Origin of the sequence: Modestobacter marinus, from assembly GCF_019799945.1 — a bacterium.
Lineage (GTDB): Bacteria > Actinomycetota > Actinomycetes > Mycobacteriales > Geodermatophilaceae > Modestobacter > Modestobacter marinus_B.
The window spans coordinates 47,974-71,914 of record NZ_JABGCH010000019.1 but is presented as its reverse complement, the minus strand read 5'-3'; the positions used below and the strand labels follow the sequence as shown (position 1 = coordinate 71,914).

The following is a 23,941-nucleotide window of genomic DNA, read 5'->3' as shown; positions in this document are numbered from 1 at the left end:
CGCCACCAGGCATGATCGGAGCACAGCACGCGGAGTGGCAGCCGGCCCCCGCGCCGGCGGAGGGGACCGCGACGATGCCGCTGCACGACCCCTCCCGGGTGGCCGCCGGCCGTCGCCCCGGCCCGGCGGTGGGCAGCCCTGGCCTGCAGCGGCTCACCGACCTGGCCGCCACGCTGCTGCACATGCCGTCGGCCGGTGTGGCGCTGACCGCCGAGGTGCAGACGATCGCCGGCGCCTCCGGTCGCCCGGCGTGGCGGGTGGGCGAGCAGCGGCCGCTGGCCGAGACGCTGGCCGGCACGGTGGTGGTGGCGCGTGCCCCCCAGGCCTACCGCGACGTCCGCACCGATCCGCGGGTGTCCGGCCTGGCCGCGCTCCGCGCCGGCGAGGTCGCCGCCTACCTGGGTGTGCCGCTGTTCGACGCCGCCGGCGGGGACGTCGTCGGTGTGCTGGCCGCGTTCGGGCCCGAGCCGCACGAGTGGTCCGATGCCGACGTCGTCCTGCTCGAGCGGCTGGCCGGCCCGGTCGTGACCGAGCTGGAGCTGACCGCGGTCACCGCCGAGCTGGAGGCCGGCCGGCTCCGCTGGGACCTGGCCATCGACGCGGCCGGCATCGGCAGCTTCGACTGGGACCTGGTCACCGGCCGGCTGAGCTGGGACGACCGGCTGATGGCGATGTTCGGCCACGACCGCGCGTCGTTCACCGGCTCGATCGACGAGTTCCTCGCGCGTACCCACCCGGACGACGTCGACCGGGTCCGGTCCGCGCTGCAGACCGCGGTCGACACCTGCGGGTTGTACGACGCCGAGTTCCGCGCCGTGCTCCCCTCCGGGGCGACGCGCTGGATCCGCGGGCGCGGCCGGGCGCTCGCGGACGAGCGCGGGGTCGCCGTCCGGCTGGTGGGCGCCGCGCACGACACCACGGTGGAGCGGCAGGCCGACGCCCGGGTGGCCCGGGTGCTGGAGTCGATGTCCGCGGCGTTCTTCTCCCTGGGCCGGGACTGGACCTTCACCTACGTCAACGGCGAGGCCGAGCGGCTGCTGGGCCGGCCGCGCGAGGAGCTGATCGGCGGCGACATCTGGGAGCTCTTCCCGGCCGCCGTCGGCAACGACTTCGAGGTGCACTACCGGGGCGCCGTGGAGTCGGGGCGGATGACGACGTTCCAGGCCTACTACCCCCCGCCGCTGGACAGCTGGTACGAGGTGCGGGCGTGGCCGGACCCGGACGGGCTGTCGGTCTACTTCCTCGACGTCTCCCAGCGCCGCCGGGCCGAGGAGGTCGCGCGCCGGCGGGAGCAGCGGCTGTCACTGACCACCCGGGTCTCCGACGTCCTCTCAGCCGCGCTCGTCGAGCGCCGCGGAGCCCGGGCGGCGGTACAGGAGCTGGCCCGCGCCGTCGTCCCCGAACTGGGGGACTGGGTGATCGCCAGCCTCGTCGAGGAGGACGGCCGGCTGCACGACGTCGCCAGCTGGCACCACGAGCCGGAGCTGCGGCCCACGGTGGCGCGGTACGCCGAGCTGCGTCTGGCGGCCCTCGACAACACCGCCCCGCTCGTGCAGGCCATCTCCTCCAGTGGCATCCAGGTGGTGCCCGACGTCGCCGCCGCCGTCGGCCACGGCCTGCCGGCGGGGGAGGTGCGCGACGTCTACTGGCAGCTGGACCCCGGGACGGCGGTGACCCTGGCGTTGCGCGCCCGCGGCCGCGTGCTGGGCGCCATGAGCGTGTACCGCGCCCGGGGTCGCCAGCCCATGGACGCCTGGGGCCAGGAGACGCTGAGCGAGCTCGCCGACCGGGCGGCACTGGCCCTGGACGGCGCGGCGCTGCACGAGCAGGAACGCCGGATGGCGGAGGACCTGCAGCGCAGCATGCTGACCGCCCCGCCCGAGCCGGACCACGCCGAGATCGCCGTCCGCTACGTCCCGGCCGGCCGCGCCGCCCAGGTGGGCGGCGACTGGTACGACGCCTTCCTGCAGCCCAGCGGCGCGACGGTGGTCGCGATCGGCGACGTGGTCGGCCACGACACCGTCGCGGCGGCCGCGATGGGTCAGCTGCGCAGCCTGCTCCGCGGGATCGCCTACAGCACCGGCGGCGGGCCGGCGGACGTCCTCGCCGACCTGGACCGGGCGATCGCGGGCCTGCAGGTGCACACGCTGGCCACCGCGGCGGTGGCCCGGTTCGAGCAGACCCCGGAGGAGCGGGGGCGCGGGGAGACCCGGCTGCGGTGGTCCAGCGCCGGGCACCCGCCGCTGATGGTGCTCGACCTGGACGGCCGGGTCGAGGTGCTGGCCAACGAGCGGGCCGACCTGATGCTCGGCGTGCACCCCACCGCCCCCCGCAAGGAGCAGGTGGCGTCGCTGCGGCGCGGGGCGACCGTGCTGCTCTACACCGACGGGCTCGTGGAGGGGCCGGGCCTGCTGCTCGACGACGGGGTGGCGCGCCTGCGGGACCTGGTCGGGGAGCTGGGGGAGCTGCCGCTGGCCGAGCTGTGCGACCAGCTGCTGGCGCGGATGCGGCCCGGCGGGTCGGAGGACGACGTCGCGCTGGTGGCCGTCCGGCTGCACCCCGAGGACCGTCCGCGTCCTCCGGAGGCCGGGCCGCAGGACGTGCCGCCGCGGCCGTAGGCCGCGGGTTCAGCTCCGCGGCAGGAGCGCCCAGACGGCCTTCTGGCCGTCGGAGACGTGCCAGCCGTGGTCCTGCGCCATCTCGGCGATCAGGTAGAGCCCGAGGCCGCCCTGGCTGGGGTCGCGGCCCACCGCGGGCTGCGGCGGCCGGGACGCGGCCGCGTCCCGGACCTCGATCAGCCAGGCCTCGGGGGTGGGCCGCACCTGCGCGTGCACCTGGCCGCCGCCGTGGCGCAGCGCGTTGGAGGCCATCTCGTCGAAGGCGAGGACGACGGCCTCGTCGAGCTCGGCGGCGGTGTGCCCGCTGGCAGCAGCGGCCAGGCCCCGACGGAGGTCCTGGCGGACCCGGGGGAGCTCGGCGACGGAGCTCAACTCCCAGTTCCAGCCGTCGCCGGCAGGTGGCGGCGGGGACGAGGGCCACGAGGATCCGGCCGGCTCGCCTGCCACACGTTCTCCTCGCGCTCGTGCCGAAGTCGACCCAACGGCGACCCCCTGTCTTGGCTCGGTGGGTCGCCGTCAAACCTCCCCCGGGATGTGAGTCCCACCTCATCCTGCCGCAGGTCCCGGACCGGGCCTGCGGCAGGGAGGGTCAGCCCGGGCCGGCGTCGAGCGCGGCGAGGTGGTCGCGCACCGACGCCGGGTCGGCCATGACGGCGCCCATGACCGCGATGCCGGCGGCGCCCGCGGCCAGGCACGCGCCGACGTCCTCGGGCCGGACCCCGCCCAGCGCGTACGCCGGCGGGGCCGCCGCGACCAGCGCGGCCAGACCGACGGGGCCGAGCGCCGGGCCGTAGCCGGGCTTGGAGGGGGTGGGGAACACGGGGGAGACGAACACCCAGTCGCAGCCCTCCGCGGCGGCCTGCGCCACCTCCGCCCGGTCGTGGCAGGACCGGCCGACCAGCGCCGGGCGGGGCGAGGGGAACGGGTCGCGCGCCGCCAGGTGGACGGCGTCCGCCGTCCCGGCCGGATCGGCGCCGGCGACGACCAGCACCCCGCCGACCGGCTCGAGCACCTCCCGCAGCTCTGCGGCCAGCCGCGCGCGCTCGGCGGCGGGCAGGTCCTTCTCCCGCAGCACCACCGCCCGGGCCCCGCCCGCGACCGCCGCGGCCACCGTGCCGGTCAGGGACCCGGCGCAGCGGGTGCGGTCGGTGAGCACGAGCAGCCGGGGCAGCGCGCTCACAGCTCGGGCAGGCCGGCCATCGGGGTGGAGGCCTCCGCGTGCCACCGGCGCGGGATCCGCCCGGCGGTGCGGGCCAGCCGCCCGGCCTCGACCGCCTGGCGCATGGCCAGCGCCATCCGCTCCGGATCGCGGGCCCGGGTGACCGCCGAGGCCAGCAGGACGGCGTCGCAGCCGAGCTCCATCGCCAGCGCGGCGTCCGAGGCGGTGCCGATCCCGGCGTCCAGCACGACCGGGACGTCGACCGCCTCCCGCAGCAGCGCGATCGAGTGCGGGTTGCGGATGCCCAGACCGCTGCCGATCGGCGAGCCGAGGGGCATCACCGCGGCGCAGCCGGTGTCGGCCAGCCGCCGGCCGAGCACCGGGTCGTCGGTCGTGTAGGCGAGCACGGTGAACCCCTCGGCGACCAGCTGCTCGGCGGCGTCGAGCAGCTCGACCGCGTCCGGCAGCAGGGTGTGCTCGTCGCCGATGACCTCCAGCTTCACCCAGTCGGTGCCGAACGCCTCGCGGGCCAGCCGGGCGGTCAGCACGGCCTCCCGGGCGGTCCGGCAGCCGGCGGTGTTGGGCAGCAGCCGCACGCCGCAGCGGTCGAGCACCTCGAGCATCGCGCCGTTGGTGGAGGCCTCCACCCGGCGCAGCGCGACGGTCACCAGCGCGGTGCCCGACGCGCGCACCGCGCGGTCGAGGACCTCCAGGCTCGGGACGCCGCCGGTGCCCAGCAGCAGCCGGGAGGGGAACGTCTCCCCGGCGATGGTGAGCGGGTCGCCGGCCTCCTGCAGGCCCCCTTGCAGGGGCCCGCCGCGAGCTTGCGAGCGGTGGGGGGCAAGGGGGTCCTTCACCATCGGTCATCCTCCTGCGGTCGGGGCGAGCACCTCGACGACGTCCCCGGGCTGCAGGGACGTCGACGGCCAGCTGCTGCGCGGGACGACGTCGCCGTTGCGGGCGACGGCGACCCGGTCGTGCCCGCCGCTGCGCGCGGCGACCAGGTCGGCGACGGTGGCGCCGGCGGCCAGGTCGGTCGCCGCGCCGTTGACGGTGACGGGAACGGTCATCGGTGGGGGAACCTCTCGACGGTGAAGGGGGCGGCGAGCTCGGGGAGCACGCCGGTGCTGAGCAGCTCGGCGACCACGTCGCCGGTCACCGGGGTGAGCAGCACGCCGTTGCGGTGGTGGCCGGTGGCCAGCACCAGGCCGGGGAGCGAGGAGGGCCCCAGCACCGGGGCGTTGTCCGGTGTGCCCGGGCGCCAGCGGGCCAGCGTCTCGGTGAGCTCCAGCTCGCTGATCGCGGGCACCACCTCGATGGCGTCGTGCAGCAGGTCGTGCACGCCGCCCGCGGTCACGGTCGCGTCGAAGCCGCGGTCCTCGACGGTCGCCCCGACGATGAGCCGGTCGCCGCCGTAGGGCACCAGGTAGACGTGCCGGCCGCGGACCAGCGCCCGCACGGTGCCCTCGAGCAGCCCCGTCGCGCCGGCCATGCGCAGGATCTGGCCCTTCACCGGGCGCACCGGCAGCGGCGGGACGCCGGGCAGCGTCGCGCTTCGGGCGCCCAGGGCCAGGACGACGCTGCCCGCGCGAACCCGCGCGCCGTCGTCCAGCCGCAGGCCCGCTGCCCGGCCGCCGTCGACCAGCAGCCCGGCCACCCGCTGCCGCACCACCCGGACCCCGGCCGCGGTGGCGGCGGCCAGCAGCGCGCGGTGCAGCCCCCGGGCGTCGACGGAGTGGTCGCCGTCCACCGCGAGGCCTCCGCGGACCCGCGGGGTCAGCGAGGGCTCGCGGCGGCGGGCGGCCCGCGGGGTCAGCCGCTCGGCGGCCAGCCCCAGTTCCCGCTGGAAGCCGTGCAGGGCGTCCAGCTGGCGGACGTCGTCCTCGTCGAACCCGACGACGAGGGTGCCGGCGGTGCGCAGGCCGACGGGCAGCCCGGTCGCCTGCTCCAGCTCCGCGGCGAAGGCCGGGTACCGCCGCAGCGAGGCGGCGCACAGCCGCAGCAGCGCCTCCTCGCCGTAGGACGCCTCGGTGACCGGCGCGAGCATCCCGGCGGCGGCCGCGGACGCCCCGCTGCCCGGCGCGTCGTCCACGACGGTCACCGCGAGGCCGCGCTGGGCCGCCCGCCAGGCCACCGCCAGACCGACCAGCCCGCCACCGGCGACGGCGACGTCGCCGGACACCCGGCCGCCGGTCACCCGGCGGCCCTCAGGGCGCGCAGCAGCTCCCGGGTGGCCGCGCCGGGGTCGGGCGCCGCGGACACCGCGCCGACCACGGCCACCCCGGCGGCGCCGGCGGCCAGCAGGTCGGCGACCCGGGCGGCGGTCACCCCGCCGATCGCGATGACCGGCACGTCGACCGCCGTCGCCACCGCGCGCACCCCGGCCGGGCCGAGCGCGTCGGGGAGCCCGGTCTTCGTGGTGGTCGGCCACGCCGGGCCGACCCCGAGGTAGTCGGCGCCCTCCGCGACGAGCAGCCGCGCCCGCTCGGGGTCGCGCGCGGTGCCGCCGAGCAGGTGGCCGGGGCCGGCCACCCGGCGGGCCGCGGCCAGCGGCAGGTCGTCGGCGCCCAGGTGGGTGCCGTCGGCGCCGGCCGCCAGCGCGACGTCGACCCGGTCGTTGACCAGGCAGGTGGCCCCGGCGGGGGCGCAGACCTCGACCACCGCCCGGGCGAACGCGTACAGCTGCCGGTCGGTGCTGCCCTTGGCGCGGACCTGCACCACCGGCGCCCCGGCGGCGACCGCGGCCTGGACGGCGGCGAGCGCGGTCGGCCCGCCGCGCGCGTCGGTGAGCACGTGCAGCGGGCCGAGCGGGCGGCTCACCGGCGTCGCCCCCGCGCCGCCGCGGGCGCCAGCACCGCCGCGGTCAGCAGCACCGCGACGGCCAGGCTGACCAGCGACGCGGACCAGCCGTTGGCCGGGTCGATGCCGAGGTCGGTCTGCCGTGCGGTCCACCAGGCGGTCCAGCCGGCTCCCGGGCCGGTGAGGTAGGTGGGCAGGGTCAGCTGGTAGGCGACGAAGCCGGCCGCCCACGGGAGCAGCAGCGCCGGCCGGGCGGGCGCGCTGTCGGAGGTGTCCCAGGCGCCGCGCGGCAGCAGCCAGTACGCCACCACGAACACCCCGGCCAGCGGCACGAACACCGCGCCGATCAGGAAGAGGAACGGCTCGTAGGCGGCGATGTCGAAGGTCAGCGCCAGCACGGTCGCCGCAGTGCCGACGGCCAGCGCCAGCAGCCGGCGGTCGGCCCGGACCACGACGTTCTGGGCGGACACCGCGGTCGAGTACAGGTTGGCGAAGGCCTCGTCGAGCTCGACGACCACCAGCACCAGCACGGCCAGCGCGCCCAGCGGAACGGCGAGCAGCGCGTCGACGACGTCCAGGCCGGAGCTGCCGTAGGCGGCCAGCGCCAGCACGCCGAGGGTGAACATGACGACGGTGGCGAGGCCGTAGCCGACGCCCGCCCCGACGCCCGCGATCCGGGCGCTGCGGGCGTGCCGGGTGTAGTCGGCGGCCAGCGGCAGCCAGGAGATCGGCAGCGCGATGACGATGTCGGTCGCCGTCCAGAACGACGTCGCCCCGCCGCCGCTGATCGGCGGCAGCGGTTCGGCCAGGACCTGGACGAACAGGTAGGCCAGCGCGGCCAGCGCCGCCCAGACGGCGTACCGGGCCAGCACCCGGACGACGCCGAGCGGGCGCAGGGCCATGGCGGTGGCCAGCACGCCGGCGGCGAGCGCGAACGGCCACCGGGGCGCGTCGAGCACCCGGGAGGCGGCCTCGGCGATGATCACGATCTCGAACGTGGCCCAGCCGACGCACTGGACCAGGTTCAGCGCGGTCGGCAGGTAGGAGCTGCGCCGGCCGAGCAGCCCGCGCAGCAGCACCATGGCGGGCACCTGCTCGCGGGCGCCGGCCGCCGCGGCCAGTCCCAGCAGGGTTCCGCCGATGAGCGCCCCGACGACGATCGCGGTGAGGGACGTGCCCAGCGAGCCGTCGGGAAGGACGACGAAGACGGCGGCGACCGGCAGCAGCAGGCTGATGCCGAGGTTGCCCCACAGGCCGAGTGAGTCGCGCAGGCCCAGGGTGCGCGGCGGGCGTTCGGCCAGGGTGAGCGGGGCGTCCCCCCGGGCAGCGGACGGACGGGCGGACGAACGGGTGGACGTGCTCACGAGACGCTCCCTACGCCGGCATTACCCGGTCAGGTTCCAGCGGTCGGCGGCGCCTCAGCCGCCCTCTCAGCCCGGTCTGCCCGAGCTCCCGCACATGGCACCGGCCATGACGGGGGTCACCTTAGCGACCTCGTAGAGTCCAGCGGCGTGCCGGTCGCCGATCTCCCCGCCTGCCGTCCCGACGCCTGGCGCGACGCCACCGACCACCCGTTCCTGCGCGGTGTGCGCGACGGCGGCGTGCCGACGGCGGCGTTCGACACCTGGCTGGTGCAGGACGCCCGGTTCGTCGCCGACCTGCTGCGGTTCCAGGCCAGGCTGCTCGCCCGGGCGCCGCGGCCGGCGCAGGCCGTGCTCGCCGGCGGGGCGGTCGCGCTGGTCGAGGAGCTGGCCTGGTTCGAGGAGCTGGCCGCCGGCCGCGGGCTGGACCTGACCGCCCCGGCGCGGCCGGCCACCCGCGCCTACGCCGCGCTGCTGGAACGGCTCGAGGAGGCCGACGTCCCGACCGCGCTGACCGCGCTGTGGACGATCGAGCGCACCTACCTGGACGCCTGGTCCGGCGCGCTGCCCGGCGCGCCGGCCTACCGGGAGTTCGTCGAGCACTGGACCGTCCCGGGCTTCGCGGGGTACGTGGCCGGGCTGGCGGCCGCGGCCGACGCGCTGCCCGCCGCCGACCCGGAGGCGGTGTTCGACGAGGTCGTCGCCGCCGAGGTCGCGTTCTGGGACATGGCGCTGGCGGCGGCATGAGCCTGTCCGGGGAGCTGTGGACGGCGAACGGCGACCTGGCCGCGGCCGCGCTGGCCCATCCGTTCGTGCAGGGCATTGCCGACGGCTCGCTGCCGCGCGAGCGGTTCGCCGGCTACGTGGCCCAGGACGCCTTCTTCCTGGAGGCGTTCGCCCGCGGGTACGCGCTAGGCGTCGTCCACAGCCGGGACCGGGCCACCCTCGACGCGTTCGCCGACCTGCTGGCCGGGGTGCGCGAGGAGCTGCGGCTGCACGCGGCGTACGCCGGGCGGTGGGGGATCGACCTGGTCGGGGTGGAGCCGCTGCCCGCGACGTCGGCCTACACCGACTTCCTGCTGGCCACCGCCGCGCTCGGGGGCCCGGAGCTGGCCTGCGCCGCGATGACGCCCTGCATGCGGCTGTACGCGCACCTCGGGCAGGCGCTCGCCGGGCAGGCTCGCGGCGACTACACGGAGTGGGTCGACACCTACGCCGACCCCGGGTTCGAGGAGCTCGCCCGCACGCTCGAGGCGCTGCTCGACACCGCCCCGGACTCCCCGGCGCTGCGGCGGGCCTACCGGCGGGCGATGCAGCTGGAGGTCGGCTTCTTCGACGCCGCGTGGCGCGGGGCCTGAGAGACGTCGATCGGCCCCTCCGGGCACCCGTGTCCGCCCGTCCGGGTCGACTTGATGGAATGCGCGTGGACGTGACGGTCGTCGGCCGCCACGGAATGAGCGACGTGACGAGGAGAACGCAGTGGCACAGCAGAGGACGGCGATCGTGACCGGGGCAGCGCGCGGCATCGGCGCGGCCATCGCCCGGCGGCTCGGCTCGGAAGGCATGCAGGTCGCGGTGCTCGACCTCGACGAGGCTGCGTGCGCCGGCACCGTCGAGGCGATCACCGGTGCGGGCGGCGAGGCGCTCGCGGTGGCGGCGGACGTCGCCGACGAGGCCTCGGCGACCGCCGCGGTGGAGCGGGTCGCCGAGGAGCTCGGCGCCCCGACCGTGCTGGTCAACAACGCCGGGATCATCCGCGACAACCTGCTGTTCAAGATGAGCGTCGACGACTGGGACGCCGTGATGGGCGTGCACCTGCGGGGCTCCTTCCTGATGACCCGCGCGGCGCAGCAGCACATGGTCGCGGCCGAGTGGGGCCGGATCGTCAACCTGTCGAGCACCTCCGCGCTGGGCAACCGCGGCCAGGTCAACTACTCCGCCGCCAAGGCCGGCATGCAGGGCTTCACCAAGACCCTCGCCATCGAGCTGGGCCGCTTCAACGTCACGGCCAACGCCATCGCGCCCGGGTTCATCGAGACCGAGATGACCGCGGCGACCGCCCAGCGGATGGGGATGACGTTCGAGCAGTTCAGGGAGATGGCGGCCAAGCAGATCCCGGTGGCCCGCATCGGACGCCCCGACGACGTCGCGCACACCGCGTCGTTCCTGTGCAGCGAGGGCGCCAGTTTCGTGTCCGGTCAGGTGATCTACGTCGCGGGCGGCCCGCGGGACTGATCCCCGGCCGGAAGGTGACCGAGTCGCCAAGTCACCTTCCGAATGCGGTCGCTCACTTATCGTGGTAGGCGCCGCGCGTCACTGGGCTGGTTGCCACGCGCCGCGCCCTACGTTCCGTCCGTGATGACCAGGTGGCCCACCCGCCGGCCGGAGCGCCGGCCGACCCCGCCGGGCCCTGCCGCGGCGCGGGTCCGGTCGGCTCGGAGCCGGCTCGCGGCGTGGGTCACGGTGCTGACGGCGGCGGCCGTGCTGCCGGTCGGCCTGGCCACGGTCGTCGCACCCCCCGCCGCGGCTGCGACTGCGGCGACCGACTTCACCATGCCCGCGGGGGGTGTGGCCCGGATCGCGCTCACGCCGGACGGCAGCGCCTACAACACCAACGCCAACGCCAACACGGTGTCCCGGGTCACCGACGACGGTGTGGTGACCGATGTCGTCGCGTCGGTCGGGAGCATGCCCATGGGCATCGTCGCGACGGCGGACGGCACGGTCTACTCGGCTCAGTACCTCGGCAAGACCATCGCCAAGATCGACCCGGACGGGCATGTCACACCCGCGTGGGTGTCCCTGCCGTACAACGGCTACTCCCTGGCGATCGACCCGGACGGCAACCTGTACACAGCCAACCCCGGCGGGCAGAACGTCAGCAAGGTGGCCCCCGACGGCACCGTCACGGCGAATTGGGGACCGGTGGGGGCCCAGGCGGTCTTCCTCGCCGTCGATCCGCTGGGTGGGGTCGTCACCGCGAACAGCAACGGCAGCCTCACCCGCCTGGACGCCAGCGGCGCGGCGACGGTCCTGCGCGGCGCGACGGGTGCGATGTCGGTCGGGGTTGCGGCGGGTCCCGACGGGACGGCGTACGTCGTCGACCCCAACGGAACGATCACCCGCATCTCACACGCCGGGGTGGTCAGCCCCGCATGGGCGACGGTCCCGAGGGCCCCGGGCGGCATCGCGGTGGACGGGGACGGCGATGTCTACGTCAGCCTCGCCTCGCCCGGCGCCATCGCCAAGATCTCTCCGGACGGCACGGTCAACGCGTCGTGGGCTCTGCTCACCCCCACCCTCCAGCCCGGTTGGGTGGCCGTCAACGCGGCGGGCACCCGACTCTGGACCGCCGGACTGAACACCATCGGGATCACCCGGGTGGTCGAGTACCTCCCGCCCGCTGCGGTGGGCTCCCTGGCCGTGACCGGGCAGGACGCGGCGTTGGCCGTGTCGTTCACGGCGCCGGCCAGCGACGGCGGGTCGGTGGTGACCGGCTACGAGGTGAGCACCGACGGTGGGACGACCTGGGCAGCGGTGTCGCCCACGACCGCCGGCGGCCGGCTGACCGCGGTCCTCACCGCCACGTCGGCCGGGAACGCCCTGGTCAACGGCACCACCTACGACGTCGTGGTCCGTGCGCTGAACGCCGCGGGCACCGGCGCCGCATCGGCCACGGTGGCGGCGACCCCGGCGACCACCCCCGGCGCGGTGGGCGCCCTGGCGGTGACCGGGCGGGACGCGGCGCTGGAGCTGGTCTTCGATGCCCCGGTCAGCACCGGCGGGTCGCCGGTGACCGGCTACCAGGTCAGCACCGACGGCGGGACGACCTGGGCGGCGGTGACCACGGCGGTCGCCGGCGGCCGACTGACGGCGACCGTCTCGACGGCGTCGGACGGCAGTGCGCTGGTCAACGGCGTCAGCTACGACGTCGTGGTCCGTGCGCTGAACGCCGCGGGCACCGGCGCCGCATCGGCCACGGTGGCGGCGACCCCGGCGACCACCCCCGGCGCGGTGGGCGCCCTGGCGGTGACCGGGCGGGACGCGGCGCTGGAGCTGGTCTTCGATGCCCCGGCGAGCGACGGTGGGTCGGTGGTGACCGGCTACCAGGTGAGCACCGACGGTGGGACGACCTGGGCAGCGGTGTCGCCCACGACCGCCGGCGGCCGGCTGACCGTGACGCTGTCGACGGGGTCGGCCGGCGGCGCGCTGGTGAACGGCACGAGTTACGACGTGGTCGTGCGGGCGGTGAACGCGCTGGGGGCCGGTGCCGTGTCGGGGACGGTGGCGGCGGCGCCGGTGGCGCCGCCGGTGACCCCGCCCGGTCCGCCGACCGCGGTGGCGGTGGTGCCCGGGGACGGGCAGGCCGCGGTGTCCTGGGCGCCGCCCGCGGTGGACGGTGGCGCGCCGGTGTCGGAGTACACGGTGGTGGCCAGCCCCGAGGTGGGCGGGTCGGGACTGGCGGCCGGGGTGGGCGTGGCGCGGGTCGGGGTGGCCGGGGGGACCGGGCCGCGGGTGATGCGCGCGATGGCCGTGGCCGTGGCGGTGGCGCCCGGTGACCGGAGCTGCACCACCAGCGGGACCTCGTGCACGGTGACCGGGTTGACCAACGGGATGAGCTACCGGTTCGCGGTGACGGCCACGAACAGCGCCGGCACCTCGGCGCCGACCGCCTTCGCCGCGGCCGTGGTGCCGCTGGCCGCCGCGGGCGGCCCGGCGGGTGGGCCGGCACCTGCGGTGCCCGCGGCCGAGCCGCCGGCTCCCACCCCCGCACCCACGACCGCGGTGCCCGCGGCTCCGCCGGCGACCGGCACCGCAGCCACGACGCCCGCGGGGCCGAGGGCCGCAGCGGCGGCGACCGGCACCGGCGGGGCGACGGCGCAGCGCCCGGCCGGTGAACCGGCGGCCGGCCGTCCTACCGAGAGCCTGGCCTACACCGGGTTCCCCGTGCTCGTCGCCCTCCTGGTGGGGGCTCTCCTGCTCGCCGGTGGCGGACTCGCTCTCGCCGCCGGCCGGCGCAGGTCCGCGTCCCCGGCCGCGGACTGACGGGGAGGGGGTGCGGTCGTGAGCTCTCGTTGGCGCGGGGTCCTGCCCGGTCGCCGCCGGCTGGCGACCCGGATCGCGGTGCTGACCGCGGCGACCGTGCTGCCGGTCGGCCTGGCCACCGTCGTCGCGCCGCCCGCAGCGGCCGCGACGACGGTCACGGAGGTGCCGCTGGCAGCCGGCCTGCCGGAGCGGCTGGCACTGGCCCCGGACGGCACCGTCTACATCAGCCACTGGTACGACAACGCCGTGTCCCGGATCACCGACGCGGGGACCGCGACCGGCTCGCCGGTGGCGGTGCCCGGTGGGCCGGGCGGCATCGTCGTCGCACCGGGTGGCACGGTCTACAGCGCCCAGTGGGGGGTCGGGGGCAACACGATCGCCAGGATCGCGCCGGACGGCACGGCCGACCCCGCCTGGGTGAGCGTCCCCGGGGGTCCGCTGGACCTGACCGTCGACGCGGCGGGCAACCTGTACACGGCCAACTACGGCGCCCGGACGGTCTCCAAGGTGACCCCCGACGGCATCGTCACCAGTGCGTGGGCGACCGTGACGACGCGGCCGTACCAGATCGTCACGCACCCGGTGGGTGGGGTGCTCCTGACGAGCTACGACGGCACCGTGACCGGCATCGACGCCGATGGGGTGCCCACCGTGGTCCGCGGCGCGACCGGGACGTTCGCGTCGGGGGTGGCGTACGCCCCGGACGGCACCGCCTATCTCGCCGACCTCAACGGCGTGATCAGCCGCATCTCTGCCAGCGGCGTCCTGACGACCGGATGGGTGACCGTCGCCGGGAGGCCCGGCGGCATCGCCGTCGACGGGGACGGCGACGTCTACGTCAGCCTCTACGACACCGACACCATCGCGAAGATCGCGCCTGACGGGACGGTGACCTCGCCCTGGGCCACGATGGCCGCGGGGTTCGCGCCCGGCTGGCTGGCCGTCACCCCGGACGCCTCCCGGCTCTGGACGACCTCGTTCTCCAGGAATGCGGTCGCCCGGGTGGCCGAGTTCTTCCCGCCGGCCGCCGTGGAGGCCCCGACCGTGACCGGACGGGACGGGGCGTTGGAGGTGTCCTTCGCGGCGCCGGCCAGTGACGGTGGGTCGGCGGTGACCGGCTACCAGGTGAGCACCGACGGGGGCACGACGTGGGCCGCGCTGGCGACGGCGACGGCCGGGGCCCGGCTCACGGCCACGGTCGGAACGGGGTCGGACGGCGGAGCGCTGGTCAACGGCACGAGCTACGACGTCGTCGTCCGTGCCCGGAACGCGGCGGGCACCGGCGCCGCGTCGGCGACGGTGGCCGCGACCCCGCGGACCACGCCAGGGCCCGTCGCCGGCCTGCTCGTGAGCGGGCAGGACCGCGCGCTGGACCTGTCCTTCGACCCGCCGGCGAGCGACGGTGGGTCGGCGGTGACCGGCTACCGGGTGAGCACCGACGGGGGCACGACCTGGGCCGCGCTGGTGACGGCGCCGGCCGGGAGCCGGCTCACGGCCACGGTCGCGACGGGGTCGGACGGCGGTGCGCTGGTCAACGACACGAGCTACGACGTCGTCGTCCGCGCGGTCAACGCCGCGGGGCCCGGCACGGCCTCGGCGATGGTGGCCGCGGCTCCGGTCGCCCCGCCGGCGACCCCACCGGGTCCGCCGACCGACGTCGCGGTGGTGCCCGGGGACGGGCAGGCCGCGGTGTCCTGGGCGCCGCCCGCGGTGGACGGTGGCGCGCCGGTGTCGCAGTACACCGTGGTGGCCAGCCCCGAGGTGGGCGGGTCGGCGCTGGCGGCCGGGGTGGCCGCGGTCCGGATCGGGGTGGCCGCGAGCACCGGGGCGCGGGTGATGCGCGCCATGAGCGCGGCTGCTGCCGCCGGTGACCGGGGCTGCACCACCAGCGGGACCTCGTGCACGGTGACCGGGTTGACCAACGGCGTCAGCTACCGGTTCGCGGTGACCGCGACGAACAGCGCCGGCACCTCGGCGCCGACCGCCTTCGCCGCGGCCGTGGTGCCGCTGGCCGCCCCGGCCGGCCCCGCGGGACCGGCCGCGCCGCCCGCGCCCCCGACGGAGCCGCCGGCGACGACAGGAGCACCCACCGCGACGGAGCGTCCTGCCACCACCCAGGCACCGGCGACGGCAGGGCCGGGGACGACCGCGCCGGCGGCCACACCCGGTGCAGCGTGGGCGAACGCCCCCGGCCCGGCGGCCGCCCGCCCCGCCGAGAGCCTCGCCCGCACCGGCTTCTCGGCTGTCCCCGTGCTGCTGCTCGGCGCGCTGCTGCTCGCCGCCGGCGTCCTGGCCCTCGTCGTCGGCCGGCGCCGGTCGGGCGCGGTCCCGGGCTGATCCTCAGGAGGCCGCGCGGCGCTCCCGGCCGCCGTGCAGTCCCCGCCGGGCCATGCTGGCGGTGAGCGCCGTCCAGGCGCGGACCGGCACCAGCCGGGCCAGCTTCATGAGCAGCATCATCGGCACCGGGAAGACGATCTCCGCCTTGTCCCGGGCGATGCCGTCGGCGATCGTCCGGGCGGCCTGGTCCACCTCGATCCGGAACGGCATCGGGAACAGGTTCCGGTCGGTCATCTGGGTGCGGACGAAGCCGGGGTTCACCAGCTGCACGTCGACCCCCCGCGGCGCGAGGGACCCGCGGAGGCTCTCCAGCAGATTGATCAGCGCCGCCTTGCCGGCGTTGTAGGCCTCCGCCCCCGGCATGCCGCGGTAACCGGCGACCGACGCCACCCCGACGACCCGCCCGCGCCCCTCCGCCAGCATCCGGGGGACGACGGCCTCCATCGAGTGCACCGCCCCGAGCACGTTGACCTGCAGGTGCTCGGCGAACAGGGCGGAGTCCCAGGGTTCCACGTGGAACCGCGACCACGTCCCGGCGTTGAGGACGGCGACGTCCAGCCCGCCGAGCGCCTCCCGCACCCGCTCGCCGGCCGCGACCGTGGCAGCGCGGTCGGTGACGTCGACCGGCACGGCCACCATCCGGTCCCCGGCGACCCCGGCCAGCTGCTCGGCGTTGCGGGCACTGATCGCCACCCGGGCGCCGCGGTCGGCCAGCTCCCGGGCCAGCGCCGCCCCGATGCCGGTCGACGCGCCGGTGACCCAGATCCGCGCTCCGGAGATCTCCATGCCCAGAGCGTGGCCGATCCGACCGGGCGGCCCGGCACGGGGGGTGGGGGTCAGCCGGTCGCCGGTCCGTAGGTGAGGTGGGCGACGCCGTTGCTCAGCCCCTCCGCGCCGAGCAGCGACAGCGGCGTCTGCGGCGCGCCGTCGGCGAACAGCCGGATCCCGGTCCCGACGGCGAGCGGGTAGACGTAGAGGTGCAGCTCGTCGACCAGGCCGTCGGCGAGCAGCGCCCGCACCAGGGTGGCGCTGCCGCTGACGTACAGGTCGCCGTCCGTCTCCTCCTTGAGCGTCCGGATCCGGTCGGCGTCGTAGGCACCCAGGACCGTCGAGTTCGCCCACACGGACTCGGCGTCGGTGAGCGTGGAGGTGACCACGTACTTGCGGGTGTCGTTGAAGAAGGGGGCGCCCTCGTCGTCTTCCACCGTCCGGGTGGACCACGCCGGCGCGAACATCTCGAAGGTGGTGCGGCCGAGCAGGATGCCGGACGACGACGCCGTCAGCGTGCCGATGGACGCGGCCAGGTCGTCCGGGAAGCCGTACTCCATCGTCCACATCGGGGCGTCGACCACCCCGTCGACGGTGGTGAACTCGTGGACCTTGATCGCGCCCATGCGCCTGCCCTTCAGTGGACCGGGGAGACCCGGTCGGAGGTGGTGTCGTCGAGAAGACCTCGATCGGTCGCGATTCTCACCGGTGCAGTCCGGCCCGTGGTGGAGGCGAAGCCCAGCCAGGTGTGCCGGTTGCCGGCCCAGCACCAGCCGACCTTGGGCGCGTGGCGCCGCTCCCGGCCGTCCCGGCCGGTGCCGTTGCTGAGCCAGAGCGCGGGGGTGCGGGTGTCGAGCCGCCCGTCGGGACGGCGCAGCCGCGAGCCGATCGTCATGAAGCAGTGGTTGCGGTCCAGCGCGGCCGGCTGCTGGAGCAGCCAATGCAGCCCCTCGGTCAGCGTGAGCGGACTGCGGCCGGCTGCGGTGAGGGCCGGCAGCGCCTCGTCCGGGCTCCAGTTGGCCATCGCGTCCCCCCGGTCGGGGGCGTGGACGACGTAGACCGGCGCGTCGGGGAGCGCGGCCTCCGGGATGGGCGAGAAGGCGTCGACGTCGGTCATGTCCGCGACGACGAACCCCGGCCTGCCCTCGCGCACGACGAACCCGGTGAGCCGGGAGGCGGGCAGGCAGCTGGGGTGGACGGCGAGCAGGCCGCCGTCGGGACCGGTGCCGGCGGCGGCGCGCAGGTCCGCGTCGGGAACGCCGCGGATCGAGAGGGCAGCGAGGCGCTCGGCCTGGTCGGACAGCGAGGGGAGTGCGGGCAGGGGCAGCACGGGACCTCCACGGTGGGGCGGGCCGGGGGTCAACGAGGTGCGCCGGGCCGGAGTTCCCCGATGATCGGGGCATGTCCTCGCGCAAGCAGCCGCGCCGGTCCTCGGCGCCGCTCCTCAGAGGACGACGCTGACCAGCAGGTAGCCGTTCAGCCCGATGATCAGCGCGGCCACGACCGCGCCGGCGAGCGTGGTGATCCGCCGGTTCACCCAGGCGCCCATCACGTCGCGGCGGCTGGTCAGCCACAGCAGCGGCACCAGGGCGAACGGGATGCCGAAGGAGAGCACGACCTGCGACCAGACCAGCGCGGTCGTCGGGTCGCCGCCCAGCCCGAGCACGAGCAGGGCGGGCGCGAGGGTGATCAGCCGGCGGACGAGCACCGGGATGTGCCGGCGCAGGAACCCGGCCATCACGACCTGACCGGCGTGCGTGCCGACCGACGAGGCGGCGAAGCCCGAGGCCAGCAGGGCGATCGCGAAGGCGAGAGCCGCCCCGCTGCCCAGCTGGGCCCCCAGGCCGGCGTGCACGCTCTCCAGCGAGCTGATCGAGGCATTGCCGGTGAACAGCTGCGCGGCGATCACCAGCATCGCGGCGTTCACCAGCCCGGCCAGTCCCATGGCCAGCAGCACGTCGAGGCGCTGGGCGCGCAGCAGCTGGCGCCGTCCTCCCGCCGTCCGCCCGGCGGTGACCGCGTCGCCGTACCGGCCCGGGGTGAGCGCGGAGTGCACGTAGATGACGTGCGGCATCACCGTCGCGCCGAGGATGCCGGTGGCCAGCAGCAGGCTGTCGGTGCCGGCGAAGCCGGGCACCAGCCCCGAGGCGACGCCGCCGGCGTCGACCCCGGAGGCGACCAGCGTGTAGGCGAAGCCGGCGCCGATGACCAGCAGCAGCCCGGCGATCACCCGTTCGAAGGGGCGGTACCCCCGGGACTGGGCGGCCAGCAGCACGAAGGCGACGACGGCGGTGATCACCCCGCCGATCGGCAGCGGCACCCCGAAGAGCAGGTACAGCGCGACCGCGCCGCCGACGATCTCGGCCAGGTCGGTGGCGACGGCGACCGCCTCGGCCTGCGCCCACAGCCCCCAGGTGACCGGCCGGGGGAACCGGGCCCGGCAGTTGCTGGCCAGGTCACGGCCGGTCGCCAGGCCCAGCTTGGCGGTGAGCGCCTGGATGAGCATCGCCATGAGGTTGGCCGCGACGATCACCCACAGCAGGGTGTAGCCGAAAGAGGCGCCGCCGGAGAAGTTGGTCGCGAAGTTGCCGGGGTCCACGTAGGCCACCGCGGCGACGAACGCGGGACCGAGCAGCGGCCACAGCCGCCGCCGGGTCCGGACGGCGGGGGGCCGGCTCCCGACGACGGTGGTCGACAGGACGGCGGCCTCGGTCTTGGACAGGTACACGGCACGACCCCCGGGCTGCGTGGATGGGCTGGCTCTCCTGCTCTGCCCGGCCCGGGGGGACCGTGGGGGCCGACCTGTGGCCCCCGGGGGTCAGGTCAGCCTTGCCTCGGTGGGGTGGTCAGGCCGCCTCGCCCGCGATGTTGACCATCCAGGCGACCCCGAACCGGTCGACGCACATGCCGAACTCGTCACCCCACATCTGCCTCTCCAGCGGCACGGTGACGGCACCGCCGTCGGAGAGCTCCGCGAAGTAGCCGCGCAGTTCGTCGGCGTCGTCCCCGCTCAGGGAGATCGCGATGTTGGTGCCGACGGTGAGGTCCGTGCCGGGAGGCGTGTCGGCGGCCATGAGCGTGTACCCGGCCGGCGTCTCCAGCTGCCCGTGCATGATCTTGTCCGCGTCCGGGCCCTCGAGCCCGCCTCCCTCGCCGAACGTGCTCAGGCTGAGCTCGCCCCCGAACACCCCGCGGTAGAACTCCAGCGCCTGCCGGGCCGAGTTCGGGAAGCTGAGATAGGGGTTCAGGCGCGAGGTCACGGTCGTCCTCCGGGGGTCGTGGTTCGGGGGAGGCTCAACCTAGCGACGGGAACGGCCGGGAGGGAGCGGTGATGAGCCGGATCGTGATCACCGAGAACATCACCCTGGACGGCGTCATCGAGGCCGACGGCGGGTAGTTCGCGCCCGCCGGCGGGGCGGACGGCTCCGACCAGCTCGCGGTGGTGCGAGAACAGGCCGCCGCGTCCGGCGGCTTCCTCACCGGCCGGGTCACCTTCGAGCAGATGCGCGGCTACTGGCCGTAGCAGACCGACGACGAGACCGGGGTGACCGCGCACCTGGACCAGGTCGCGAAGTACGTCGTCTCCCGCACGCTCACCGATCCGCAGTGGGCGAACACCACGGTGCTGTCCGGTCCGCTGGCCGAGGAGATCCAGGCGCTGCGACAGCGGCCGGGCGGCGACGTCGTCACCACCGGCAGCATCACCCTCGTCCACGACCTGGTGCGCCTGGGCCTGGTCGACGAGTACCGGCTGTTCGTCTTCCCCGTGGTCCTGGGCCGCGGCCGCCGGCTGTTCCCCGACGGCACCGGCGTGCCCGCGCTGCGGCTGCTCGAGTCGCGGCCGTTCCGCAGCGGCGTCGTGCTGCTGCGCTACTCGCCGGGCTGATCGCCGGGCTGGTCGCGGCGGGGTCGGCGGACCAACGTCCAGATCGGCAGCTCGTGGTCGACGGCGGTCCGGGTGTGGTGGGTGACGGCGAAGCCGGACCGCTGCAGCCAGCGGACGGCGGTCGAGGTGTAGACCGTCGTCGCCGCCGGCACCCCCTCGGCGTCGCACCGCTCGAGCACGGGCCGCAGCACGGCCGCGCCGAGCCCGCGGTGCCGGCTGGCCGGCCGGGTGCCGACGGCGTGCAGCCACCAGTGCGGCTCCTCGGGCCGGCCCAGCGCACCCAGCCGCTCGCTGGCGAGCACGACCGGCTGGCGGGAGCCGAACACCCGCGGGAGGTCGCGGTCGATGACGGACTGCAGGTCGGCGGTGGGCGCGCCGGCGCCGGGCGCGACCCAGGAGGCGGCGGAGGTGACGTCGTCGGTGACCCACGCCGTCCCGTCCAGGACCGGCACGAGCGCACCCCACAGCTCGGCCCAGCGGTGCAGCCGCTGGGCGCGGCCGTCCTCGGGGAGCGCCCAGGACGTCCACCGGTAGTCGGGGTAGGCGGCGGCCAGGGTCGCGGCCAGGCGGGGGACGTCGGCCCGGGTGGCGCGCCGGACGACGGGGGAGTCGCTCACCCGCCGATCCCATCACGGGGGCCGCGGCGGCTCCGCGCCACTCCGGCCTGTACCACCAGGGCGTCGATCCGCTGGGCGTGGGCGCCGCGCCAGTAGACGCGGCCGCACCGGGTGCACCGGCTGAACTCGTCGAAGGAGCGCCGGGTGCCCGGCTCCAGCCGGTCGGCGACCTCCGCCTTCGGCACCGGCGCGAGCCCGCCGTTGCAGGCCGTGCACCGGGTCAAGGGTGCAGGGGACGTGACGAACCGGTCCAGCACGTCGGTGAGCTGGTCGTCCGGCCGGCTGCCGCGGACCAGTGCGCCGTGCGGGAGCGCTCGTCGCATGAGCAGGCGGCGGTCCTGGGTGAGCAGCACCCGGTCCTCCGCGACGGCGTGGGCGACGAGGTCCGGGTCGTCGGCGGCGTTGGACCAGGCGGCGTCCAGCCCGAGCAGGCGCAGTCGCCGGGCCAGCGCGCCGAGGCCGACGTCGAGCAGGAAGCCGCCGGGCGGGACGGGCTGCGGCCGGAGCACCGGGCGCACCTCGACGACGGATCCCGGCTGGGTCCGGGCGTCCGGCCGGGCCGGCGTCCCGTCCAGGAGCAGTCCCCCGACCTCGGTCAGGGGCACGCCCGCCGCCTGGACCAGGTGCCCGACGGTCGCGTCCGGGTCGAAGCCCAGCTCCCGCTGCCCGGCGTCCCGCAGCCGCGGTGGCAGCAGCCACCGCAGGTCCGGGTCGAGCCGGAGCAGCACGGTCCGCTGGTCGCTCGTTCTTGCCGGCAGGCCGCCCACGCGGCCGTCCTACCCGGTCCGCACGCTGTCCTCGCTGCCCCCCGAGCTGACAGGCTCCCTGCGTGGAGCCGTTCGAGCTGCCGGTCGGGGAGCTGCTGCTGCGACCGTGGCGGGAGGACGACGTCCCAGCCGTCTGGGCCGCGCTGCAGGACCCGGCGCTGCGGCTCTGGAACGGCGCGGGATCGGGCTCGCTCGACGACACCCGGGCGATGCTGGCCCGCCGCCGGGACTGGAGCGAGGGTGACCACGCGTCCTGGGCGGTCGTCGACGCGACCGACCGGCTGCTGGGCTCGCTGTCGCTGCACTCGATCGACCGCCTGCAGGGCAACGCGGAGATCGGCTACTGGACCGTGCCGGCTGCGCGGGGTCGTTCCGTCGCCCCGCGGACGGTGGACGCCGCGTGCCGGTGGGTGTTCGCCGTCCTGCCGGTCGATCGCGTGCAGCTCTTCCACGCGGTGGAGAACGAGGCGTCGGCCCGGGTGGCGGCGAAGGCCGGGTTCACGCTCGAGGGCCGGCTGCGCCGCTCGTACCGGTACGGGGACGGCGTGAAGCACGACGACCTGCTCTGGGGACGGCTCGCCAACGACCCACCGCCCGACTCCTGCCCACCCGCCCGCTGACCGTCAGCAGCCGCAGCGCACCCCGGTGGGCGCGGTGAGCGGGTCGACGTCCGGGCGGGTGACGCCGGCGGACGTCCCCACCGGCAAGTAGTGACGACCGGCACGGCGGGGTCCAGCTCGGCCGCGGTGCGCTCGGCGATCTCCGGGCCGGGGAGGTGCAGTGCGTCGGCCGGCGTTGTCGACCAGTCGAGGTGCATGCACGGACGGTAGGGACACCGTGGAGCTGAGCACGAGCGGCTGCTGGGCCATTCACCGCCCGCTTGACGTACCGCCCACTGACATCTGAGATGTCAGTTGTGTCGATGGTGCCCGTCTCCCGTGTGCTGCTGCGCGACCAGGCGCTGCAGCTCATCCGGGACGCCATCGTCAGCGGCGAGCTGGCGCCCGGGGCCATGGTCAAGGACGCCGAGCTGGCGGCCCGGCTCGGCTTGTCGGTGGCCCCGGTGCGGACGGCCCTGGGGCGGCTGGCCGACGAGGGGCTGGTCGAGGCCAAGCCGCAGAGCCACACCCGGGTCACCCCGCTGGTGCTGCGTCAGGTGCGGGACGCCGCCGTCGTCGTGCGCGCGATGCACGAGCTCGCCGTCCGCACGGCGGCCGGCCGGGTGACGGGGGACGACGTCGCGGCGATGCGTGCGGCGAACGGCCGGTTCGCCGACGCGCTGGCCGCCGACGACCTCCCGGCGGCCCTCGCCGCGGACGACGAGCTGCACCGGGTCCTGCTGGACCGGTGCGGCAACGCCGCGGTGACCGCCACGGTCGAGCGGTTCACCCCGGCGGTGCGCCGGCTGGAGCGCCAGCGGTTCGCCGCGGCGCACGGCCGGGAGTCCGTGGCGCTGCACGACCGCCTGATCGCCGCCTGCGCGGCCGGGGACGTCGAGGACGCCGTCACCACCACCACCGAGATCTGGACGGCGCTGCTGTCCGAACTGGAGGAGACCCCCGATGCTCGCTGACTTCCCCCGCTTCCCGCTGTTGTTCGGCCCGTCACCGGTGCACCGGCTGGACCGGCTGACCGAGCACCTGGGCGGCGCCGCCGTCTGGGCCAAGCGGGAGGACGTGAACTCCGGCATCGCGTTCGGGGGCAACAAGACCCGCAAGCTGGAGTACCTGGTGGCCGACGCGCTCGCGCAGGGCTGCGACACCCTCGTGTCGATCGGCGGGGTGCAGAGCAACCACACCCGGCAGGTGGCGGCGGTCGCCGCGCGGGTGGGCCTGCGGTGCGTGCTCGTGCAGGAGAGCTGGGTCGACTGGCCCGACGCGGTCTACGACAAGGTCGGCAACATCCTGATCAGCCGGCTGGCGGGCGCCGACGTGCGGCTGGTGAAGGCCGGGTTCGGCATCGGGTTCAAGGAGAGCTGGGAGACCGCGCTGCGGGAGATCGAGGAGCGCGGCGGGAAGCCGTACCCGATCCCGGCCGGGGCGTCGGACCACCCGCTGGGCGGGCTCGGGTTCGCGAACTGGGCGCACGAGGTCGCCGCGCAGGAGGCGGAGCTCGGGGTCTTCTTCGACACCGTCGTGGTGTGCTCGGTGACCGGCTCGACCCAGGCGGGGATGGTGGCCGGGTTCGCGCAGCTGGAGGAGCAGGGCGGCCGGCCGCGGCGGGTGCTGGGCGTGGACGCGTCGGCGAAGCCGGCCGAGACGCGGGACCAGGTGCTGCGGATCGCCCAGCGCACCGGTCGGGCGATCGGCCTGCGGCGCGAGCTGACCGCCGCGGACGTGGAGCTGGACGAGCGGTACCACGCGGGCGTCTACGGGATCCCGGACGCGACCACCATCTCGGCGATGGAGCTGGCCGCCCGCACCGAGGGCATGGTCACCGACCCGGTGTACGAGGGGAAGTCGATGGCCTCGACGATCGACCTGGTCGGGCGCGGGGAGATCGACCGGTCGTCGACCGTGCTGTACGCGCACCTGGGTGGTCAGCCGGCGCTGAACGGCTACAGCGCGCTGTTCTCCTAGGCTG

General features: G+C 76.1%; 25 protein-coding genes and 1 riboswitch. Of the genes, 10 read left to right on the top strand and 15 right to left on the bottom strand.

The annotated features are described in order from the left end of the window. Positions 1 to 11: 11 nt before the first annotated feature. Complete coding sequence (locus HK417_RS15975) at positions 12 to 2,618, top strand: SpoIIE family protein phosphatase (RefSeq protein WP_261326927.1); 2,607 nt, start codon at positions 12 to 14, stop codon at positions 2,616 to 2,618. Between the two features lie 9 nt (positions 2,619 to 2,627). Here the strand turns inward: HK417_RS15975 and HK417_RS15970 are convergent, their stop codons facing one another. The 7 genes from HK417_RS15970 to HK417_RS15940 form a co-directional block, all read right to left on the bottom strand. Beyond that, positions 2,628 to 3,065, bottom strand: coding sequence for an ATP-binding protein (locus HK417_RS15970; protein WP_222268206.1), 438 nt, complete (start codon positions 3,063 to 3,065; stop codon positions 2,628 to 2,630). Positions 3,066 to 3,207: 142 nt separating this feature from the next. Further along, a complete protein-coding gene (locus HK417_RS15965) occupies positions 3,208 to 3,798 on the bottom strand; it encodes a thiamine phosphate synthase (RefSeq protein ID WP_222268205.1) in 591 nt (196 codons plus the stop codon). Then, a complete protein-coding gene (locus HK417_RS15960; RefSeq protein WP_222268204.1) occupies positions 3,795 to 4,637 on the bottom strand; it encodes a thiazole synthase in 843 nt (280 codons plus the stop codon). Before HK417_RS15960 ends, HK417_RS15965 begins: the two co-directional genes overlap by 4 nt. Before the next feature lie 3 nt (positions 4,638 to 4,640). Next, positions 4,641 to 4,847, bottom strand: coding sequence for a sulfur carrier protein ThiS (thiS, locus tag HK417_RS15955; RefSeq protein WP_222268202.1), 207 nt, complete (start codon positions 4,845 to 4,847; stop codon positions 4,641 to 4,643). Continuing rightward, entirely contained in the window at positions 4,844 to 5,974 is a 1,131-nt protein-coding gene (gene thiO, locus HK417_RS15950) for a glycine oxidase ThiO (protein WP_308123627.1), read from the bottom strand. Before thiO ends, thiS begins: the two co-directional genes overlap by 4 nt. Beyond that, a complete protein-coding gene (thiE, locus tag HK417_RS15945) occupies positions 5,971 to 6,597 on the bottom strand; it encodes a thiamine phosphate synthase (protein WP_222268200.1) in 627 nt (208 codons plus the stop codon). Before thiE ends, thiO begins: the two co-directional genes overlap by 4 nt. After that, positions 6,594 to 7,940, bottom strand: a complete 1,347-nt coding sequence (locus HK417_RS15940) for a purine-cytosine permease family protein (RefSeq protein WP_222268198.1) — start codon at positions 7,938 to 7,940, stop codon at positions 6,594 to 6,596. The genes thiE and HK417_RS15940 overlap by 4 nt, the downstream gene beginning before the upstream one ends. Continuing rightward, a riboswitch (TPP riboswitch) is annotated at positions 7,931 to 8,042 on the bottom strand. (Overlaps the previous gene by 10 nt.) Positions 8,043 to 8,087: 45 nt before the next feature. Here HK417_RS15940 and HK417_RS15935 point away from each other — a divergent pair. The 5 genes from HK417_RS15935 (at position 8,088) to HK417_RS26525 (ending at position 15,320) form a co-directional block, all read left to right on the top strand. Beyond that, on the top strand, positions 8,088 to 8,684 hold the full coding sequence (locus tag HK417_RS15935; RefSeq protein ID WP_222268196.1) for a TenA family transcriptional regulator: 597 nt from the start codon (positions 8,088 to 8,090) through the stop codon (positions 8,682 to 8,684). Then, positions 8,681 to 9,295 carry a TenA family protein gene (locus HK417_RS15930; RefSeq protein ID WP_222268194.1) on the top strand — a complete coding sequence of 205 codons (615 nt, stop codon included), beginning with the start codon at positions 8,681 to 8,683 and terminating at the stop codon, positions 9,293 to 9,295. The genes HK417_RS15935 and HK417_RS15930 overlap by 4 nt, the downstream gene beginning before the upstream one ends. A gap of 121 nt (positions 9,296 to 9,416) precedes the next feature. After that, positions 9,417 to 10,172 (top strand): 3-oxoacyl-ACP reductase FabG, encoded by a 756-nt coding sequence (fabG, locus tag HK417_RS15925; RefSeq protein WP_222268192.1) that lies wholly within the window; start codon positions 9,417 to 9,419, stop codon positions 10,170 to 10,172. A 123-nt stretch (positions 10,173 to 10,295) separates the two neighbouring features. Next, a complete protein-coding gene (locus HK417_RS15920) occupies positions 10,296 to 12,983 on the top strand; it encodes a fibronectin type III domain-containing protein (protein WP_222268190.1) in 2,688 nt (895 codons plus the stop codon). Positions 12,984 to 13,001: 18 nt separating this feature from the next. Further along, positions 13,002 to 15,320: a fibronectin type III domain-containing protein gene (locus HK417_RS26525; RefSeq protein ID WP_222268188.1), complete on the top strand. Its 2,319-nt coding sequence runs from the start codon at positions 13,002 to 13,004 to the stop codon at positions 15,318 to 15,320. A 3-nt stretch (positions 15,321 to 15,323) separates the two neighbouring features. Here HK417_RS26525 and HK417_RS15910 read toward each other — a convergent pair whose 3' ends face one another. From HK417_RS15910 to HK417_RS15885, 6 genes are all read right to left on the bottom strand, one after another. Beyond that, positions 15,324 to 16,106 (bottom strand): SDR family NAD(P)-dependent oxidoreductase, encoded by a 783-nt coding sequence (locus HK417_RS15910; protein ID WP_222268187.1) that lies wholly within the window; start codon positions 16,104 to 16,106, stop codon positions 15,324 to 15,326. 50 nt (positions 16,107 to 16,156) lie between these two features. Continuing rightward, positions 16,157 to 16,714, bottom strand: coding sequence for a dihydrofolate reductase family protein (locus HK417_RS15905; protein WP_222268185.1), 558 nt, complete (start codon positions 16,712 to 16,714; stop codon positions 16,157 to 16,159). An 11-nt stretch (positions 16,715 to 16,725) separates the two neighbouring features. Next, a complete protein-coding gene (locus HK417_RS15900) occupies positions 16,726 to 17,418 on the bottom strand; it encodes a DUF5701 family protein (protein ID WP_222268183.1) in 693 nt (230 codons plus the stop codon). A gap of 114 nt (positions 17,419 to 17,532) precedes the next feature. Next, the gene (locus HK417_RS15895; protein ID WP_222268180.1) at positions 17,533 to 18,816 is read right to left on the bottom strand and encodes an Nramp family divalent metal transporter; all 1,284 of its coding nucleotides are present in this window, start codon (positions 18,814 to 18,816) and stop codon (positions 17,533 to 17,535) included. A 118-nt stretch (positions 18,817 to 18,934) separates the two neighbouring features. After that, positions 18,935 to 19,348: a VOC family protein gene (locus HK417_RS15890; protein ID WP_222268178.1), complete on the bottom strand. Its 414-nt coding sequence runs from the start codon at positions 19,346 to 19,348 to the stop codon at positions 18,935 to 18,937. A gap of 34 nt (positions 19,349 to 19,382) precedes the next feature. Beyond that, entirely contained in the window at positions 19,383 to 19,568 is a 186-nt protein-coding gene (locus HK417_RS15885) for a hypothetical protein (RefSeq protein WP_222268176.1), read from the bottom strand. Between the two features lie 64 nt (positions 19,569 to 19,632). Between HK417_RS15885 and HK417_RS15880 the strand changes: the two genes are divergently transcribed. After that, positions 19,633 to 19,974, top strand: a complete 342-nt coding sequence (locus HK417_RS15880) for a dihydrofolate reductase family protein (protein ID WP_222268174.1) — start codon at positions 19,633 to 19,635, stop codon at positions 19,972 to 19,974. Here the strand turns inward: HK417_RS15880 and HK417_RS26520 are convergent. Then, positions 19,959 to 20,591 carry a GNAT family N-acetyltransferase gene (locus HK417_RS26520; RefSeq protein ID WP_222268172.1) on the bottom strand — a complete coding sequence of 211 codons (633 nt, stop codon included), beginning with the start codon at positions 20,589 to 20,591 and terminating at the stop codon, positions 19,959 to 19,961. The two genes, HK417_RS15880 and HK417_RS26520, sit on opposite strands and share 16 nt — an antisense overlap. Beyond that, positions 20,588 to 21,358 carry a Mut7-C RNAse domain-containing protein gene (locus HK417_RS15870; RefSeq protein WP_308123626.1) on the bottom strand — a complete coding sequence of 257 codons (771 nt, stop codon included), beginning with the start codon at positions 21,356 to 21,358 and terminating at the stop codon, positions 20,588 to 20,590. The genes HK417_RS26520 and HK417_RS15870 overlap by 4 nt, the downstream gene beginning before the upstream one ends. Positions 21,359 to 21,420: 62 nt before the next feature. On the opposite strand from HK417_RS15870, the gene HK417_RS15865 reads away from it, so the two are divergent. The 3 genes from HK417_RS15865 (at position 21,421) to HK417_RS15855 (ending at position 23,937) form a co-directional block, all read left to right on the top strand. Next, on the top strand, positions 21,421 to 21,978 hold the full coding sequence (locus HK417_RS15865; RefSeq protein WP_222268170.1) for a GNAT family N-acetyltransferase: 558 nt from the start codon (positions 21,421 to 21,423) through the stop codon (positions 21,976 to 21,978). Between the two features lie 302 nt (positions 21,979 to 22,280). Beyond that, the gene (locus HK417_RS15860; RefSeq protein WP_261326949.1) at positions 22,281 to 22,931 is read left to right on the top strand and encodes a GntR family transcriptional regulator; all 651 of its coding nucleotides are present in this window, start codon (positions 22,281 to 22,283) and stop codon (positions 22,929 to 22,931) included. After that, positions 22,921 to 23,937: a 1-aminocyclopropane-1-carboxylate deaminase gene (locus HK417_RS15855; protein ID WP_222268166.1), complete on the top strand. Its 1,017-nt coding sequence runs from the start codon at positions 22,921 to 22,923 to the stop codon at positions 23,935 to 23,937. Before HK417_RS15860 ends, HK417_RS15855 begins: the two co-directional genes overlap by 11 nt. Positions 23,938 to 23,941: the final 4 nt, after the last annotated feature.

Coding starts and splice junctions, on each gene's coding strand:
- thiS (WP_222268202.1), bottom strand. CDS start 4,847: ATGACCGTTCCCGTCACCGTCAACGGCGCGGCGACCGACCTGGCCGCC.
- HK417_RS15905 (WP_222268185.1), bottom strand. CDS start 16,714: ATGGGCGCGATCAAGGTCCACGAGTTCACCACCGTCGACGGGGTGGTC.
- HK417_RS15960 (WP_222268204.1), bottom strand. CDS start 4,637: ATGGTGAAGGACCCCCTTGCCCCCCACCGCTCGCAAGCTCGCGGCGGG.
- HK417_RS15920 (WP_222268190.1), top strand. CDS start 10,296: ATGACCAGGTGGCCCACCCGCCGGCCGGAGCGCCGGCCGACCCCGCCG.
- HK417_RS15855 (WP_222268166.1), top strand. CDS start 22,921: ATGCTCGCTGACTTCCCCCGCTTCCCGCTGTTGTTCGGCCCGTCACCG.
- HK417_RS15930 (WP_222268194.1), top strand. CDS start 8,681: ATGAGCCTGTCCGGGGAGCTGTGGACGGCGAACGGCGACCTGGCCGCG.
- HK417_RS15860 (WP_261326949.1), top strand. CDS start 22,281: ATGGTGCCCGTCTCCCGTGTGCTGCTGCGCGACCAGGCGCTGCAGCTC.
- HK417_RS15975 (WP_261326927.1), top strand. CDS start 12: ATGATCGGAGCACAGCACGCGGAGTGGCAGCCGGCCCCCGCGCCGGCG.
- HK417_RS15910 (WP_222268187.1), bottom strand. CDS start 16,106: ATGGAGATCTCCGGAGCGCGGATCTGGGTCACCGGCGCGTCGACCGGC.